This window comes from Streptomyces sp. NBC_01241, assembly GCF_041435435.1.
Classification (GTDB): domain Bacteria; phylum Actinomycetota; class Actinomycetes; order Streptomycetales; family Streptomycetaceae; genus Streptomyces.
On sequence record NZ_CP108494.1, the window covers coordinates 3,241,824 to 3,258,486 of the forward strand.

At 65.4% G+C, this 16,663-nt stretch carries 9 protein-coding genes and 3 rRNA genes; 5 read left to right on the forward strand and 7 right to left on the reverse strand.

Going from position 1 to position 16,663, the window contains the following annotated elements:
* Positions 1–44 precede the first annotated feature (44 nt).
* From OG306_RS14130 to mtnA, 4 genes are read right to left on the reverse strand one after another with little or no spacing between them, the layout of a single operon-like run.
* Entirely contained in the window at positions 45–1,910 is a 1,866-nt protein-coding gene (locus OG306_RS14130) for an LpqB family beta-propeller domain-containing protein (protein WP_266746532.1), read from the reverse strand.
* Positions 1,900–3,924 (reverse strand): MtrAB system histidine kinase MtrB, encoded by a 2,025-nt coding sequence (gene mtrB / locus OG306_RS14135; RefSeq protein ID WP_266906473.1) that lies wholly within the window; start codon positions 3,922–3,924, stop codon positions 1,900–1,902. Before mtrB ends, OG306_RS14130 begins: the two co-directional genes overlap by 11 nt.
* Before the next feature lies 1 nt (position 3,925).
* Complete coding sequence (gene mtrA / locus OG306_RS14140; protein ID WP_187438793.1) at positions 3,926–4,615, reverse strand: two-component system response regulator MtrA; 690 nt, start codon at positions 4,613–4,615, stop codon at positions 3,926–3,928.
* Positions 4,616–4,619: 4 nt separating this feature from the next.
* Complete coding sequence (mtnA, locus tag OG306_RS14145; RefSeq protein WP_266746534.1) at positions 4,620–5,765, reverse strand: S-methyl-5-thioribose-1-phosphate isomerase; 1,146 nt, start codon at positions 5,763–5,765, stop codon at positions 4,620–4,622.
* 140 nt (positions 5,766–5,905) lie between these two features.
* Here mtnA and OG306_RS14150 point away from each other — a divergent pair, with 140 nt between their 5' ends.
* From OG306_RS14150 to OG306_RS14170, 5 genes are read left to right on the forward strand one after another with little or no spacing between them, the layout of a single operon-like run.
* Positions 5,906–7,135 carry a hypothetical protein gene (locus tag OG306_RS14150; protein ID WP_266746535.1) on the forward strand — a complete coding sequence of 410 codons (1,230 nt, stop codon included), beginning with the start codon at positions 5,906–5,908 and terminating at the stop codon, positions 7,133–7,135.
* A 4-nt stretch (positions 7,136–7,139) separates the two neighbouring features.
* Positions 7,140–7,829: a DUF4129 domain-containing protein gene (locus OG306_RS14155; protein WP_266746536.1), complete on the forward strand. Its 690-nt coding sequence runs from the start codon at positions 7,140–7,142 to the stop codon at positions 7,827–7,829.
* Positions 7,826–9,034 (forward strand): DUF4350 domain-containing protein, encoded by a 1,209-nt coding sequence (locus tag OG306_RS14160; protein ID WP_371665350.1) that lies wholly within the window; start codon positions 7,826–7,828, stop codon positions 9,032–9,034. The genes OG306_RS14155 and OG306_RS14160 overlap by 4 nt, the downstream gene beginning before the upstream one ends.
* Positions 9,031–10,032, forward strand: a complete 1,002-nt coding sequence (locus OG306_RS14165; protein ID WP_266906471.1) for an AAA family ATPase — start codon at positions 9,031–9,033, stop codon at positions 10,030–10,032. Before OG306_RS14160 ends, OG306_RS14165 begins: the two co-directional genes overlap by 4 nt.
* 10 nt (positions 10,033–10,042) lie before the next feature.
* Positions 10,043–11,353: a DUF58 domain-containing protein gene (locus tag OG306_RS14170; protein WP_266907703.1), complete on the forward strand. Its 1,311-nt coding sequence runs from the start codon at positions 10,043–10,045 to the stop codon at positions 11,351–11,353.
* A gap of 113 nt (positions 11,354–11,466) precedes the next feature.
* On the opposite strand, the gene rrf is transcribed toward OG306_RS14170, so the two are convergent.
* From rrf to OG306_RS14185, 3 genes are all read right to left on the reverse strand, one after another.
* A 5S ribosomal RNA gene (rrf, locus tag OG306_RS14175) occupies positions 11,467–11,583 on the reverse strand.
* 77 nt (positions 11,584–11,660) lie between these two features.
* Positions 11,661–14,785: ribosomal RNA gene (locus tag OG306_RS14180) — 23S ribosomal RNA — on the reverse strand.
* A gap of 297 nt (positions 14,786–15,082) precedes the next feature.
* Positions 15,083–16,608: ribosomal RNA gene (locus tag OG306_RS14185) — 16S ribosomal RNA — on the reverse strand.
* The 16S, 23S and 5S rRNA genes sit together here, the layout of an rRNA operon.
* Positions 16,609–16,663 lie beyond the last annotated feature (55 nt).

Here is a 16,663-nt window from a genome sequence, read left to right on the forward strand (position 1 = left end):
ACAACCGGGGCGGCCTCGCGAAGTCTCGGCCCGTCAGAGACGGCTCAGCCCGGGTAGACCAGCGACCGGCCTTGTTTGACCACCGTCTGCCAGTTGTCCCCCGGCGACAGTTTCACGATCCCGTCGCTCGACGTGGCCGCCATCAGCGGCAGCTGCTCGTCGTCCGCCGCCGCGATCGACGACACCTGGTTCACCCCGGGCAGAACGCCCGACGCCGGAGTCGAACCGTCCGCCTGCACATAGCGCACCTGCTGCACGCCGCCCTGCTCCTTGCCGACCACCACGAGACGGCTCCTGCCCGACCACGACATCGCGGTCACATCCGTCAGTTGCGGTGCGGCCTGCCGCAGCTCCACCACCGAGACCTGCTGTTCGCTCTCCGGCCCGCTCCGCTCGATCCGGCCGATCTTCAGTGTGGTGTGGCCGTCCTTGGTCACCAGGAGCGCGATCCGTACCCCGTCCGCGGACATCCGCAGCGCCTCGATCCGATCGTCGTCCAGGCTCGGCACAGTGACCTCCTGCGGCTTGCCGGCGCCACCGGCCAGCCGCAGCAGTCTGCGGTTACCGGGATCCCGGTCGGCCACCCAGAGGTCGCCCCGGCCGTCCCAGCTCGGCACCGACAGACGGTCGTTCGAGGCATGGGCCTTGCTGGTCACCGAGGCCGCCGGAAGCTCGCCGTCCGAGACGATGGACGAGACGTAGAGGGCCTTCCTGTCACGTGAGACCGCCGCCGCCGACTGCTCGTCCCTGGCCACACCGACCGCCCCCATCCGCACCGGTCCGTTGCCGAGCGGACCGAACACCACCTCCGGGGTGCCACTGCCCTTCGTGCTGCCGGGAATTCGCTGCACATGCCCCTTGTCATCGACGAAGTACTGGCTGTCCGGCCCGCTCGACGAAGCGTCAGGGGCGAACTCCTCCGCCTGGTCCGCGCCGAGGACACACAGGGAGGAGCCGTCGGAGCGCTGGAGCTGGACCTGGTCGACCCGAGCGGACGTCAGGTCCCGCAGCGTATAGAGGACCTGCGCCGCCATCATGCGGCAGGACCGCTGTCCGACACCGTCCGCCTTCTTGTTGAGCGGCACCTTCAGTACGTTGCGGTCGTCGGGGGACAGCGAGGTGACGCCCTTCTTCAGCGACGTACCCGGGGGAAAGCGAGAGGTGACCACCGGCCGCAGCCAACTGGTCGGCCCCGCCAGGAGACTGCGGACCGCCTGTGTCACGGTGTCCATCCCGGTGACGGGGTCCGTCCGGCTACGGAGATAGACGGGGTCGGCGACCAGCGTCGACTGCGCAGCCGTCCGCCCTGCGGCGAAGTAGTACGTGTCGACGGAGCGGTAGAGCCGCTTGAAGTCCGACTGCCCGAGAAGAAGTCCGTCCGGCACCAGGTCGATGCGCCACTCCTTGCCCTCCGGCCCGCTCTCCTTCACCAGGCGCAGGGTCTGGTTGTAGTCCGTGGGCGCGAGCGGCTGATAGGCGCTCTGGGCGTCGACCGTTGCCACTTTCTCGCCGGTCAGGGTGTAGGTGATATCCGTGATGGCGCGATCGCTGTCGCGGAACGGGCGGTCGTTATGGTTCGGCGCCTTGGTGAGCACCGTCGTGAACGCGCTCGGCTTCCACCTACTGGCTGCCTTCCTCGTCAGGTACTTACGAGTTGTCCTGAAGTCCGAGTCATCACTGGTCATGGACTCCAGGAAGCCGTCGACCACCTCGCCGGGGGTGGCGTTGTCACGCGGCGCCACGGCGTACACCTGCACCTGGGAATCGCCGGGCTGCGAGGCGTCGACAGCCTTGACATCCCCGGTGACAGGCATCGAGCCACACGCCGACAGGAGCACGACACCACTTCCGAGCAGCGCGAACAGCCCCAGCACTCGCCCATGGCCGTCCCTGCGACGGTCAGTGCCCACGATTCGGTTCCCCCCGCTCCGGTTCCTTCACTGCAGAGTCGAATTCAGCACCCGGCCGGTCCTCGGCCGGACGCGCGACCACCCGTGCTCCGCTCCCCGGCAGCGCCGCCGGATGCACCGAGGCCGGTACCGTACGGGGGGCCACGGGGGCGCGCGAGGGTACGGGCAGCGCGGCCCGGTCGTTGCCGCCGGACTGGTTCGGCACCGCCGTCAGCCGGTGCCCACTCCCGGTCGTGGGAGCGGCCACGGCGCGCTCCCGGTTTTCACGGTTGCGCCGGGAGTCCTCGGGCTCCAGCGGTATGGGCGATCCGCGCAGCGGTTCGTCCGCCGTGCGCGGCAGAGTCAGCCGGAACTGCGAACCGCCACCGGGCTCGCCCCATGCCTGCAGCCAGCCGCCGTGCAGCCGGGCGTCCTCCACGGCGATGGACAGTCCGAGCCCGGTGCCGCCGGTCGTCCGCGCGCGGGCCGGGTCAGCCCGCCAGAAGCGGTTGAACACCCGGGTCGCCTCGCCGGGCTTGAGCCCCACACCGTAGTCCCGGACGGCCACGGCGACCGCGCCTCCGGCCACCCCCATCCGCACCACCACATCCCGGCCCTCGCCGTGCTCGACGGCATTGACCACCAGATTGCGCAGGACCCGCTCGACCCGCCGAGCGTCGGCCTCCGCGATCACCGGCTGCTCGTCGCCGACCACCCGGATCCGGGTGCCCTTGCGCTCGGCCAACGGCTCCGCCCCGCCGATCACCCGTCGGACGACCTGTCGCAGATCTATCGGCTCCGCCTCCAGCGCCGCGGCGCCCGCGTCGAACCGGCTGATCTCCAGCAGATCGGAGAGCAGCGACTCGAACCGGTCGAGCTGATCCCCGAGCAGCTCCGCGGAGCGTGCCGTCACGGGATCGAAGTCTCTGCGGGCCTCATGGATGACATCGGCGGCCATCCGTACGGTCGTCAGGGGTGTCCGCAGCTCGTGGGAGACATCGGAGACGAAGCGCCGCTGCATCCGGGACAGCTCTTCCAGCTGCTGGATCTTGAGCTGCAGGTTCTGCGCCATCTTGTTGAAGGCCTCACCGAGCCGGGCGATGTCGTCCTCGCCGGTGACCTTCATCCGTTCCTGGAGCCGGCCCGCGGAGAGCCGCTCAACGATGCCCGCCGCCATCCGTACGGGCGTGACGACCTGTCGCACCACGAACCAGGCAATGGCTCCGAGCAGCACGACCACGAACATTCCCGCGGTCGCCAGCGTGCCCTTGACCAGCGTCAATGACTTCTCCTCCTGCGTCAGCGGGAAGAGGTAGTAGAGCTGGTACGGATTGTGGTCGATGTCGTAGAGCCGCTTGCCCACGACAAGTCCGGGCTGCGACTCCTGGCCATTCGCATACTGGATCAGGGAGTACGTCTGGAACGCCCCCGGGCCGCTGTTCACGGAGTCCCGCAGGCTCTGCGGGATGCTCGCCGCCTCCACACTGCCCGAGCCGCGCGGCGCACGGGTGCCCTCGTCGGCGCTCAGCGCCACCACGTTGAAGGCGTTCTTGCCGCCGCTGGCGAGCTGGTCGACGAGCTCGGTCCGCCAGGAGTTGTTGGCCGTGCTGCCGTCCACCGCGTCGCTGCCCTGCCCACCGGGGGTGAGCGGAGCGTTCGCCTTCTCCTGGGCCGCCGCGAAACCGCCGGCGGCCTGGGTCTGGGCAGCTTTGCCCTTGGCATCGAGCAGGCCGTTGCGCACCTGTCCGATCACGACCAGGCCGAGGAGCAGCACCACACCGAGCGACATGAGCAGCGTGCCCGCGACGACGCGGAGCTGGAGGTTGCGTCGCCAGAGCCGCACGGCGGGCAGCAGCGGGCGCCGCACCCAGCGCATCAGCAGTCGCGGCACAGGACCGCCGAGCGCCCGGTCGCGGAACAACCGGCCGCCCTTCAGAAGGCGCACGACCTGGGACGCCCTGTGTCCTGGAGCAGCAGCCTGCTCCGCACGGGCTCCCGGCTCCCCGGGCTGCGGAGCAGCGCTGCTCGGGGGCATCTCAGCTCGGTCCGGCCTTGTAACCGACCCCGCGTACGGTCACTACGATCTCGGGCCGCTCCGGGTCCTTCTCGACCTTGGAACGCAGTCGCTGAACGTGCACGTTCACCAGCCGGGTGTCGGCGGCGTGACGGTACCCCCACACCTGCTCCAGCAGTACCTCACGGGTGAAGACCTGCCACGGCTTGCGGGCGAGCGCGACCAGCAGGTCGAACTCCAGCGGGGTGAGGGCGATCGACTGCCCTTCCCGCTTCACCGAGTGACCGGCCACGTCGATGACCAGGTCCCCGATGGCCAGCTGCTCAGGCGCCGGTTCCTCGGACCTCCGCAGACGTGCCCTGATCCGGGCAACCAACTCCTTAGGTTTGAACGGCTTGACGATGTAGTCGTCGGCCCCGGACTCCAGGCCCACCACCACGTCAACCGTGTCGCTCTTGGCAGTGAGCATGACGATCGGCACACCCGACTCGGCCCTGATCAACCTGCAGACCTCGATGCCGTCCCTTCCGGGCAGCATCAGATCCAGCAGGACCAGGTCCGGCTTGGCCTCACGAAATGCAGCAAGTGCCTTGTCGCCGTCCGCTACGAACGACGGCTCGAACCCCTCACCACGCAGCACAATCCCGAGCATCTCGGCCAGTGCGGTGTCGTCGTCGACGACAAGGACGCGTCCCTTCATAATCGACATCATCCCATTAGCTAATCGTTACCTGCGATGATCTGGCACACAGCTCTGCCAGTCCGACCCCCGTGACCGGGGAAACCACGCCCTCCTCCGTGACGATCGCCGTAACCAGCTCCGGCGGTGTGATGTCGAATGCGGGGTTGTACGCGGGGGTTCCGACCGGTGCCACGAGCACCCCGCCGACCTCCCCGCCTGCTACCCCCACCCGCGGCGATGTGAGCTCCGTCACTTCACTTCCGGGCCGCTGCTCCACGGTGATCGATGCCCCGTCCGCGGTGTCCGGATCCACGGTCGTGGTCGGCGCCACCACGATGAACGGTACGTGGTGGTACTTCGCGAGCACCGCCAGCGGATAGCTCCCCACCTTGTTCGCCACCGATCCGTCCGCGGCAATGCGGTCCGCCCCGATGAGTACGGCGTCCACCTCACCCGCGGCGAACAGCGAACCTGCGGCATTGTCCGTGAGCAAGCTGTACGGCATGCCATTGCGCGCGGCCTCGTACGCGGTCAGCCGGGCTCCCTGCAGCAGTGGACGGGTCTCGTCCACCCACAGCCGGCGCAGCCTCCCCTCCCGGTGTGCCCCGAGCGCCACAGCGAAGGCGGTGCCCTCACCACCCGAGACGAGCGCCCCTGTATTGCAGTGCGTCAGCAGTTGATGGCTACCGCCGGACAGCAGTTCATCCAGAAGGGCAAGCCCGTAGCCCGCCATACGCCCACTGGCCTCGGCATCCTCCCGGTGCAGCGCCCTGGCCTCGGACAGCGCCGCCTCGGCGGCCCGCCCCGGATCGGCCTCCTTTTCGACGGCCGCCTCGTACGCTACGGCAGCCCGCCGCACCCCGTATCCGAGATTCACCGCGGTGGGCCGCGCCCGCTCCAGCAGTTCCGCGGCCTCGGCCACGTCGTCTCCCCGCACGGCTGCGAGAGCCACTCCGTAAGCCCCTGCGAGGCCCAGCAGCGGCGCCCCGCGCACTGCCAGCGTCCGGATCGCCTGCACCAGCGCGGGCACGTCGGTGCACACGAGTTCGGCCTCCTCGGCAGGCAGCCGTGTCTGGTCGAGGAGTACCAGCGCGGGACCTTCCGGAAGCTCGCCCCAGCGAAGTACGGGAAGCGCGGGGGGCTCGATGCCCACCGGCGATTGCGCGTCCTGATCAGCCATCCGCACAGTCTGCCCGGTAAACCGCTCACAAATGAAGGCACGAAGGAGATGGAGCGCCAGGCCCGCGCCGGAGCAACGCGTGGCACGATGGCTGCCAACCTGCCGCCCCGATGAGCGGACAGGACCATGAAGGAGCGAGAATGAACGACACTCCGGGCTGGGCCTCGCCCGGATCTGCCCCCTCCGACGGCCAGAAGGCGGGCGTCCCCCGGCCTTCCGAGCCCGTCGACGGCAGCGGCCCGGCAGGGAACTGGTCGCCCACGCAACCGCCCGCAGGGCAGTGGTCCCCACCGAGCACTCCGGGAGCAGGTCCCGGCGGGCCGCACGGCACCCCGGGCTGGGGCGGGGGATCCCATGGCCCCGGCTGGGGCGGCGGGCCGCACGACGCCGGCCGGGCCCGGCCGCCCGCTGCGGCCAAGCCCGGTGTCATCCCGCTCCGGCCACTCGGCGTCGGCGAGATCCTCGACGGCGCTGTCTCCACGATGCGCGCCCACTGGCGCACGGTCCTCGGCATCACGCTCACCGTCTCCGTGATCGCCCAGATCGCGATCATCCTCGTGCAGCGCTATCTGTTGCCGGAACCCGCGGCGATCAACCCGGATGCCACCGGCTCGGAGGCGCTCAGGCAAAGTGCCGACTCGGCCCAGTCGGCACTGATCAACAACGTGCCGTCCCTGCTCATCACCATGATCGCCACGCTGATCACGACATCCGTACTGACCGTGGTGATCAGCCGCTCGGTGCTCGGCCGCCCGGTGACGCTCTCGGACGCCTGGGGCGAAGCCCGGCCCCGGCTTGCCCAGATGCTGGGTCTGACACTGCTGTTGGTCCTGATCAGTTCCGCCATCCTGACGGTAGGCCTGTTGCCGGGCATGCTGATCGGCTCCGCCGCAGGCGCCGTACTCGTCGCCGTCGGCTTCCTGGCCGCCTCCGTCGTCGTCATCTGGCTGATGGTCCGCTTCTGCCTCGCCCCGCCGGCACTGATGCTGGAGCGGCAATCGATCACTGCCTCCATGCGACGCTCCGCGAAGCTGGTCAGGGGCGCATGGTGGCGGACTTTCGGCATCCTGGCTCTTACCTGGCTGCTGACGCTCATCGTGTCCTTGGTCATCGCGATTCCGTTCAGCATCATCGCGATCTCTGTGGACGGTGGCGGTATCAACCCCCTCCTCACCGATGGCTCCATGGACTTCAGCTGGCCGTTCCTGATCGTCTCCGGCATCGGCGCAGTGATCACCGCCACGATCACCTACCCGCTCTCCGCCGGTGTGATGGCCCTGCTCTACGTCGATCAGCGCATCCGTCGGGAAGCACTCGACCTCGATCTCGCCCGGGCAGCGGGCCTGCCCGGCTACGACACCAGGAGCTGATGCCGTGTCGGGGGCGGGGGGCACAACAGCAGCACAGCTACTGATCCGAGCGAGCGGCGACATACCCGTGGACACCCCACGTGTCCCGGCCCGGGAGGCCGCGAAGCACGAGCTGTCCAAGCCGATGTACCACGAGAACGACCCCAACCTCCTCCAGCGCGGTCTCGATCGGCTCTGGGACTGGATCGGCGATCTCCTGAACACGGCCTCCGGCGCCGCACCCGGCGGACCCGTCGGTCTTGTCGTGCTTGTGCTTGTCGTCATCGGCCTCGTCGCCGCGCTCTGGTGGCGGCTGGGCGCCCCGCACCGCACCGTTCGCTCCGCTGACGCTCTCTTCGACGACAGCCCCCGCACTGCGGCCGACCACAGGACGGCCGCCGAGACCCATGCGGCCGCCCACCGCTGGAACGAGGCCGTCCAGGAGCGCATGCGCGCCATCGTCCGCTCTCTGGAAGAGCGCGCCCTGCTCGCACCCCGCCCTGGGCGCACCGCAGACGAGGCCGCTGCCGAAGCGGGCCGACCGCTGCCCGCGCACGCCGCGCGACTCCACGCCGCCGCCAGAGAATTCGACGATGTCACATATGGCGGCCGCACCGCGGACCAGCAGGCGTACCTCGCCGGACGAGCTCTGGACCTCGATCTCCAGACCGCCAGACCCCTCCTGACAACCGCGGCCCAGGGAGCAGCCGAATGACCGAGGTCATCGCCGCCCCCACCACCTCGGTATCCCTCGCCCCACACCAGATCTGGACCCGGACCCGAGGTCTGCTGTTCGCCCTCCTGGTACTCGCCGCAGCCGGAATCGCGCTGGCAACCGTGCGCTCCGGTGACCAGCACGGCCGCCTCGACCCCCGCTCGGCCGACCGCTACGGAAGCCGGGCCGTCGCCGAACTCCTCAAGGAGCGTGGCGTCTCCGTGCATGTGGTCACCACGCTCGACGAGGCCACGGCCCAGGCCGGCCCCGAGACCACGTTGCTCGTCACCTCTCCCGATCTGCTGACACCGCACCAGCAGAACGAACTCCACGCCGCGACAGCCGACTCGGCCGGCCGCACCGTCCTTCTCGGAGCAGGGCCTGATTCCGTGGGCACCCTGGTCCCCGGTGTCCGCGCAGAGTCCTCCGGACCGGTGGCCGCCCGCGCCCCTCAGTGCTCCCTGTCCGCTGCCCGCAACGCCGGTACCGCCGAAACGGGAGGCTTCCATTACTCCTCGAACGGCCACGGCTCCGTCGCCTGCTTCCCGAGCGATGGCCTCCCCACCTTGCTCCTCGTCGAACGGGGGACGACTGATACCGTCCTCCTCGGCTCCCCCGACCTCCTCTACAACGACCGGCTCGACAACCAGGGCAATGCCTCCCTGGCCCTCCAGCTCCTCGGCTCCCGCCCGCATCTGGTCTGGTACCTCCCCTCGCTCGCTGACACCTCCGCTGCCGCAGAGAACGGTGCAGACGGCGGCGCCCCCGACGACCGCAGCTTCGCCGACCTGATTCCGCGAGGCTGGCTTTGGGGCACCCTGCAACTCGCACTTGCCGCTGTACTCGCCGCCATCTGGCGCGCCCGCCGTCTGGGCCCTCTGGTGACCGAACGGCTGCCCGTGGCCATCCGCGCCTCCGAATCCACCGAAGGGCGAGCCCGCCTCTACCGCAGGGCAAACGCCCGCGACCGGGCCGCCGACGCGCTGCGCTCCGCCACCCGCACCCGTGTCGCCCCGCTCATCGGCGTCTCCCCGCGCGATGCCCACTCCCCTGTGACGCTCATCCCTGCCGTTTCCACCCGCCTCAACACCAGTGGCACCGATCTCCAAGCCCTGCTCTTCGGACCCGCCCCGTCCGACGATGCCGCTCTTGTACATCTGGCAGATCAACTCGACACCCTCGAAAGAGAGGTACGCACGTCATGAGCGCACCGCCCCCAGTGCCCGCCGGGACCACCGAGACCCTCGGGAACGGCGACACAGCCCGCGCATCCCTGGAAGCGCTGCGCTCCGAGATCGCCAAGGCCGTGGTCGGCCAGGACCCCGCAGTCACGGGACTCGTCGTCGCCCTGCTCTGCCGAGGCCACGTCCTCCTCGAAGGCGTCCCCGGCGTGGCCAAGACCCTCTTGGCGCGGGCTCTCGCCGCCTCACTCGAACTCGACACCAAGCGCGTCCAGTTCACCCCCGACCTGATGCCGAGCGATGTCACCGGTTCGCTGGTCTACGACGCCCGCACAGCAGAGTTCTCCTTCCAGCCAGGTCCCGTATTCACCAACCTGCTGATCGCCGACGAGATCAACCGCACCCCTCCCAAGACGCAGTCCTCCCTCCTGGAAGCGATGGAAGAGCGCCAGGTCACCGTCGATGGAACCCCTCGGCTCCTGCCCGACCCCTTCCTCGTGGCCGCTACGCAGAATCCCGTCGAATACGAGGGCACCTACCCGCTCCCCGAGGCCCAGCTGGACCGTTTTCTCCTCAAACTGACCGTGCCCCTGCCGTCCCGCGACGAGGAGATCAACGTCCTCACCCGTCATTCCGAAGGCTTCAATCCGCGCGACCTCATGTCAGCAGGCATACGCCCCGTTGCCGGCCCGGCCGATCTGGAAGCAGCCCGCAACGCGGTTTCACGGACCAAGGTCTCCCCTGAGATCGCCGGCTATGTCGTCGATATCTGTCGTGCCACACGTGAGTCCCCCTCCCTCTCCCTCGGTGTCTCTCCCCGAGGCGCTACCGCCCTGCTGTCGACCGCCCGTGCCTGGGCCTGGCTCACCGGCCGCGACTACGTAATTCCGGATGACGTGAAAGCCCTGGCTCTCCCCACGCTTCGCCATCGCATCCGACTACGGCCCGAGGCCGAGATGGAGGGAGTCACCTCCGACTCCGTCATCACGGCGATCCTCGCCCACGTCCCCGTACCCCGATGAGGCAGTGACCGTGGCCCTTACCGGACGTACCGCCTTGCTGGCCGCCCTGGGGTCACTCCCTGTAGGCATCCTTGCCCCAAGCTGGACAGGCATGCTCGCGGTCAACGCACCGCTCTCTCTAGCAATTCTGTGCGACTATGCCCTGGCTGCACCAGTGCGAACGCTTCAGTTCACCCGATCCGGTGATACAACCGTTCGCCTTGGAGAGTCCGCCGAAGTGCAACTCACCGTAACCAATCCTTCCCGCCGACGCCTACGGGCACACCTCCGTGACGCCTGGCCGCCCAGCAGCTGGCCCACCGGCACGGAGCAACCCTCAGCCCGTCACACACTCACGATCCCGGCGGGGGAACGCCGTCGGCTCACCACCCTGCTGCGGCCCACGCGGCGCGGAGACCGCCGAGCCGAACGTGTCACCGTCCGCTCGTTCGGACCTCTGGGGCTCGCGGCCCGCCAAGGGAATCACCAAGCCCCGTGGACGGTACGTGTCCTGCCACCGTTCACCAGTCGCAAGCACCTGCCGTCCGGTCTCGCCAGACTCCGGGAGCTCGACGGCCGCAGCAGCATCCTCACCCGCGGGAACGGCACGGAGTTCGACAGCCTGCGTGAGTACGTTCCTGGCGACGATACGCGTTCCATCGACTGGCGGGCCACAGCACGTCACTCCGCCGTCGCGGTGCGAACATGGCGACCTGAGCGTGACCGCCACATCCTCATCGCCCTGGACACCGGCCGTACTTCGGCGGGTCGTGTCGGTGATGTGCCCCGTCTCGATGCCGCCCTGGACGCGGCTCTGCTCCTCACCGCGCTGGCATCTCGTGCAGGCGACCGTGTGGATCTACTCGCCTACGACCGCCGAATCCGAGCCCAGGTCCAGGGCAGGTCCGCGGGAGAGGTCCTATCGGCCATGGTGAACGCGCTGGCGTCGGTCGAACCAGCACTCCTCGAAACGGATGCCCGAGGGCTCAGCGCTGCTGTGCTTGCCTCCGCACCTCGTCGCTCTCTGATCGTGCTGCTCACCGGTCTGGACGCGGCCCCCGTAGAAGAGGGCCTTCTACCTATTCTCCGCCAGCTGACGCAGCGCCATACGGTGCTGGTAGCGTCGGTGACCGACCCCCACATCGAACAGATGGTGCGAACCAGGGGCACAGTGGACGCGGTCTACGAGTCGGCAGCCGGCGCACAGGCCCGAGCGACGCGACTGCGCACTGCGGAGCAGCTTCAGCGTCGCGGTGCCATCGTGGTCGATGCCGCCCCTGACATCCTCGCCCCGGCTCTGGCCGACGCCTACCTGGCTCTCAAGAGCACGGGTCGCCTCTGACCCGCCCCATTCCCGCCCACCACAGACCCGTTGGGGAAGGGGCACTTTCCCAACGGGTTCCGAACGCAGAAAAGCCCCGTGCCACAAGGGCACGGGGCTTTCCCGTAAAAGGAGTTCGGCGGCGTCCTACTCTCCCACAGGGTCCCCCCTGCAGTACCATCGGCGCTGAAAGGCTTAGCTTCCGGGTTCGGAATGTAACCGGGCGTTTCCCTAACGCAATGACCACCGAAACACTATGAAATTAACCAACACCGGAACAACACGGCCGTTCGTTATTTCAGAACAAACACAGTGGACGCGAGCAACTGAGGACAAGCCCTCGGCCTATTAGTACCAGTCAGCTCCACCCGTTACCGGGCTTCCACATCTGGCCTATCAACCCAGTCGTCTACTGGGAGCCTTAACCAATCAAGTTGGTGGGAATACTCATCTCGAAGCAGGCTTCCCGCTTAGATGCTTTCAGCGGTTATCCTTTCCGAACGTAGCCAACCAGCCATGCCCTTGGCAGAACAACTGGCACACCAGAGGTTCGTCCGTCCCGGTCCTCTCGTACTAGGGACAGCCCTTCTCAATATTCCTACGCGCGCAGCGGATAGGGACCGAACTGTCTCACGACGTTCTAAACCCAGCTCGCGTACCGCTTTAATGGGCGAACAGCCCAACCCTTGGGACCGACTCCAGCCCCAGGATGCGACGAGCCGACATCGAGGTGCCAAACCATCCCGTCGATATGGACTCTTGGGGAAGATCAGCCTGTTATCCCCGGGGTACCTTTTATCCGTTGAGCGACAGCGCTTCCACAAGCCACTGCCGGATCACTAGTCCCGACTTTCGTCCCTGCTCGACCCGTCGGTCTCACAGTCAAGCTCCCTTGTGCACTTACACTCAACACCTGATTGCCAACCAGGCTGAGGGAACCTTTGGGCGCCTCCGTTACTCTTTAGGAGGCAACCGCCCCAGTTAAACTACCCATCAGACACTGTCCCTGATCCGGATCACGGACCGAGGTTAGACATCCAGCACGACCAGAGTGGTATTTCAACGACGACTCCACAACCACTGGCGTGGCCGCTTCAAAGTCTCCCACCTATCCTACACAAGCCGAACCGAACACCAATATCAAACTGTAGTAAAGGTCCCGGGGTCTTTCCGTCCTGCTGCGCGAAACGAGCATCTTTACTCGTAGTGCAATTTCACCGGGCCTATGGTTGAGACAGTCGAGAAGTCGTTACGCCATTCGTGCAGGTCGGAACTTACCCGACAAGGAATTTCGCTACCTTAGGATGGTTATAGTTACCACCGCCGTTTACTGGCGCTTAAGTTCTCAGCTTCGCCGACCCGAAAGTCGGCTAACCGGTCCCCTTAACGTTCCAGCACCGGGCAGGCGTCAGTCCGTATACATCGCCTTACGGCTTCGCACGGACCTGTGTTTTTAGTAAACAGTCGCTTCTCGCTGGTCTCTGCGGCCACCCCCAGCTCGGAGAGCAAGTCTCCTCACCAGTGATGGCCCCCCTTCTCCCGAAGTTACGGGGGCATTTTGCCGAGTTCCTTAACCATAGTTCACCCGAACGCCTCGGTATTCTCTACCTGACTACCTGAGTCGGTTTAGGGTACGGGCCGCCATGAAACTCGCTAGAGGCTTTTCTCGACAGCATAGGATCATCCACTTCACCACAATCGGCTCGGCATCAGGTCTCAGCCTTAACGTGTGACGGATTTACCTACCACACGGCCTACACCCTTACCCCGGGACTACCACCGCCCGGGCTGGACTACCTTCCTGCGTCACCCCATCGCTTACCTAGTACAAGTCTGGTTCGTCGGCTCCACCACTACCCTCAACTCCGAAGAGATCGGGCCGGCTTCACGGACTTAGCATCGCCTGATTCAGTATTGGGCGTTTCAAAGCGGGTACCGGAATATCAACCGGTTGTCCATCGACTACGCCTGTCGGCCTCGCCTTAGGTCCCGACTTACCCTGGGCAGATCAGCTTGACCCAGGAACCCTTAGTCAATCGGCGCACACGTTTCTCACGTGTGTATCGCTACTCATGCCTGCATTCTCACTCGTGAACCGTCCACAACTCGCTTCCGCGGCTGCTTCACCCGGCACACGACGCTCCCCTACCCATCCCAGCAGGCGTTGGCCCTATACGCTGGAATGACACGACTTCGGCGGTACGCTTGAGCCCCGCTACATTGTCGGCGCGGAATCACTTGACCAGTGAGCTATTACGCACTCTTTCAAGGGTGGCTGCTTCTAAGCCAACCTCCTGGTTGTCTCTGCGACTCCACATCCTTTCCCACTTAGCGTACGCTTAGGGGCCTTAGTCGATGCTCTGGGCTGTTTCCCTCTCGACCATGGAGCTTATCCCCCACAGTCTCACTGCCGTGCTCTCACTTACCGGCATTCGGAGTTTGGCTAAGGTCAGTAACCCGGTAGGGCCCATCGCCTATCCAGTGCTCTACCTCCGGCAAGAAACACACGACGCTGCACCTAAATGCATTTCGGGGAGAACCAGCTATCACGGAGTTTGATTGGCCTTTCACCCCTAACCACAGGTCATCCCCCAGGTTTTCAACCCTGGTGGGTTCGGTCCTCCACGAAGTCTTACCTCCGCTTCAACCTGCCCATGGCTAGATCACTCCGCTTCGGGTCTTGAGCGTGCTACTAAAACGCCCTATTCGGACTCGCTTTCGCTACGGCTTCCCCACACGGGTTAACCTCGCAACACACCGCAAACTCGCAGGCTCATTCTTCAAAAGGCACGCAGTCACGACTGTTGCTCCGAAGAACAACAGCGACGCTCCCACGGCTTGTAGGCACACGGTTTCAGGTACTATTTCACTCCGCTCCCGCGGTACTTTTCACCATTCCCTCACGGTACTATCCGCTATCGGTCACCAGGGAATATTTAGGCTTAGCGGGTGGTCCCGCCAGATTCACACGGGATTTCTCGGGCCCCGTGCTACTTGGGAAATTCTCAAACGAGCCGTTGATGTTTCAGCTACGGGGGTCTTACCCTCTACGCCGGACCTTTCGCATGTCCTTCGCCTACATCAACGGTTTCTGACTCGTCGACCAATCGGCAGATTGATCAAGAGAACTCCCGCAACCCCGCATGCGCAACCCCTGCCGGGTATCACACACATACGGTTTGGCCTCATCCAGTTTCGCTCGCCACTACTCCCGGAATCACGGTTGTTTTCTCTTCCTGAGGGTACTGAGATGTTTCACTTCCCCTCGTTCCCTCCACACTGCCTATGTGTTCAGCAGCGGGTGACAGCCCATGACGACTGCCGGGTTTCCCCATTCGGACACCCCCGGATCAAAGCTCGGTTGACAGCTCCCCGGGGCCTATCGTGGCCTCCCACGTCCTTCATCGGTTCCTGGTGCCAAGGCATCCACCGTGCGCCCTTAAAAACTTGGCCACAGATGCTCGCGTCCACTGTGCAGTTCTCAAACAACGACCAGCCACCCACCACCCCGCCCAAACAGACGAGTTCACTGGGGCCGGCAACTGAAGGCGACCTCACGGCCGTACCCTCAGATACCCAACAACGTGCCCGACCCGACAAGCCATCCCCACGTTCCACGCCGAAGCAGTACTAGTGAACAACAACCTGTCGTGCCGAATAGTCAACGTTCCACCCATGAGCAACCACCGTCGAACATTTGCCGACGTAGTGGCCTCTGACCAGGCAAGCCCGGTAAGAAGTGCTCCTTAGAAAGGAGGTGATCCAGCCGCACCTTCCGGTACGGCTACCTTGTTACGACTTCGTCCCAATCGCCAGTCCCACCTTCGACAGCTCCCTCCCACAAGGGGTTGGGCCACCGGCTTCGGGTGTTACCGACTTTCGTGACGTGACGGGCGGTGTGTACAAGGCCCGGGAACGTATTCACCGCAGCAATGCTGATCTGCGATTACTAGCAACTCCGACTTCATGGGGTCGAGTTGCAGACCCCAATCCGAACTGAGACCGGCTTTTTGAGATTCGCTCCGCCTCGCGGCATCGCAGCTCATTGTACCGGCCATTGTAGCACGTGTGCAGCCCAAGACATAAGGGGCATGATGACTTGACGTCGTCCCCACCTTCCTCCGAGTTGACCCCGGCAGTCTCCTGTGAGTCCCCATCACCCCGAAGGGCATGCTGGCAACACAGAACAAGGGTTGCGCTCGTTGCGGGACTTAACCCAACATCTCACGACACGAGCTGACGACAGCCATGCACCACCTGTACACCGACCACAAGGGGGGCACCATCTCTGATGCTTTCCGGTGTATGTCAAGCCTTGGTAAGGTTCTTCGCGTTGCGTCGAATTAAGCCACATGCTCCGCTGCTTGTGCGGGCCCCCGTCAATTCCTTTGAGTTTTAGCCTTGCGGCCGTACTCCCCAGGCGGGGAACTTAATGCGTTAGCTGCGGCACCGACGACGTGGAATGTCGCCAACACCTAGTTCCCAACGTTTACGGCGTGGACTACCAGGGTATCTAATCCTGTTCGCTCCCCACGCTTTCGCTCCTCAGCGTCAGTAATGGCCCAGAGATCCGCCTTCGCCACCGGTGTTCCTCCTGATATCTGCGCATTTCACCGCTACACCAGGAATTCCGATCTCCCCTACCACACTCTAGCCTGCCCGTATCGACTGCAGACCCGGGGTTAAGCCCCGGGCTTTCACAACCGACGCAACAAGCCGCCTACGAGCTCTTTACGCCCAATAATTCCGGACAACGCTTGCGCCCTACGTATTACCGCGGCTGCTGGCACGTAGTTAGCCGGCGCTTCTTCTGCAGGTACCGTCACTTTCGCTTCTTCCCTGCTGAAAGAGGTTTACAACCCGAAGGCCGTCATCCCTCACGCGGCGTCGCTGCATCAGGCTTTCGCCCATTGTGCAATATTCCCCACTGCTGCCTCCCGTAGGAGTCTGGGCCGTGTCTCAGTCCCAGTGTGGCCGGTCGCCCTCTCAGGCCGGCTACCCGTCGTCGCCTTGGTAGGCCATCACCCCACCAACAAGCTGATAGGCCGCGGGCTCATCCTTCACCGCCGGAGCTTTCAACCCCGTCCCATGCGGGACAGAGTGTCATCCGGTATTAGACCCCGTTTCCAGGGCTTGTCCCAGAGTGAAGGGCAGATTGCCCACGTGTTACTCACCCGTTCGCCACTAATCCACCCCGAAGGGCTTCATCGTTCGACTTGCATGTGTTAAGCACGCCGCCAGCGTTCGTCCTGAGCCAGGATCAAACTCTCCGTGAATGTTTTCCCGTAATCGGGACAACACAACACGAGAGCGGAACGATCAGCCGGAATA

Coding starts and splice junctions, on each gene's coding strand:
- OG306_RS14165 (WP_266906471.1), top strand. CDS start 9,031: ATGAGCGCACCGCCCCCAGTGCCCGCCGGGACCACCGAGACCCTCGGG.
- OG306_RS14160 (WP_371665350.1), top strand. CDS start 7,826: ATGACCGAGGTCATCGCCGCCCCCACCACCTCGGTATCCCTCGCCCCA.
- OG306_RS14150 (WP_266746535.1), top strand. CDS start 5,906: ATGAACGACACTCCGGGCTGGGCCTCGCCCGGATCTGCCCCCTCCGAC.
- mtrB (WP_266906473.1), bottom strand. CDS start 3,924: ATGCCCCCGAGCAGCGCTGCTCCGCAGCCCGGGGAGCCGGGAGCCCGT.
- mtnA (WP_266746534.1), bottom strand. CDS start 5,765: ATGGCTGATCAGGACGCGCAATCGCCGGTGGGCATCGAGCCCCCCGCG.
- mtrA (WP_187438793.1), bottom strand. CDS start 4,615: ATGATGTCGATTATGAAGGGACGCGTCCTTGTCGTCGACGACGACACC.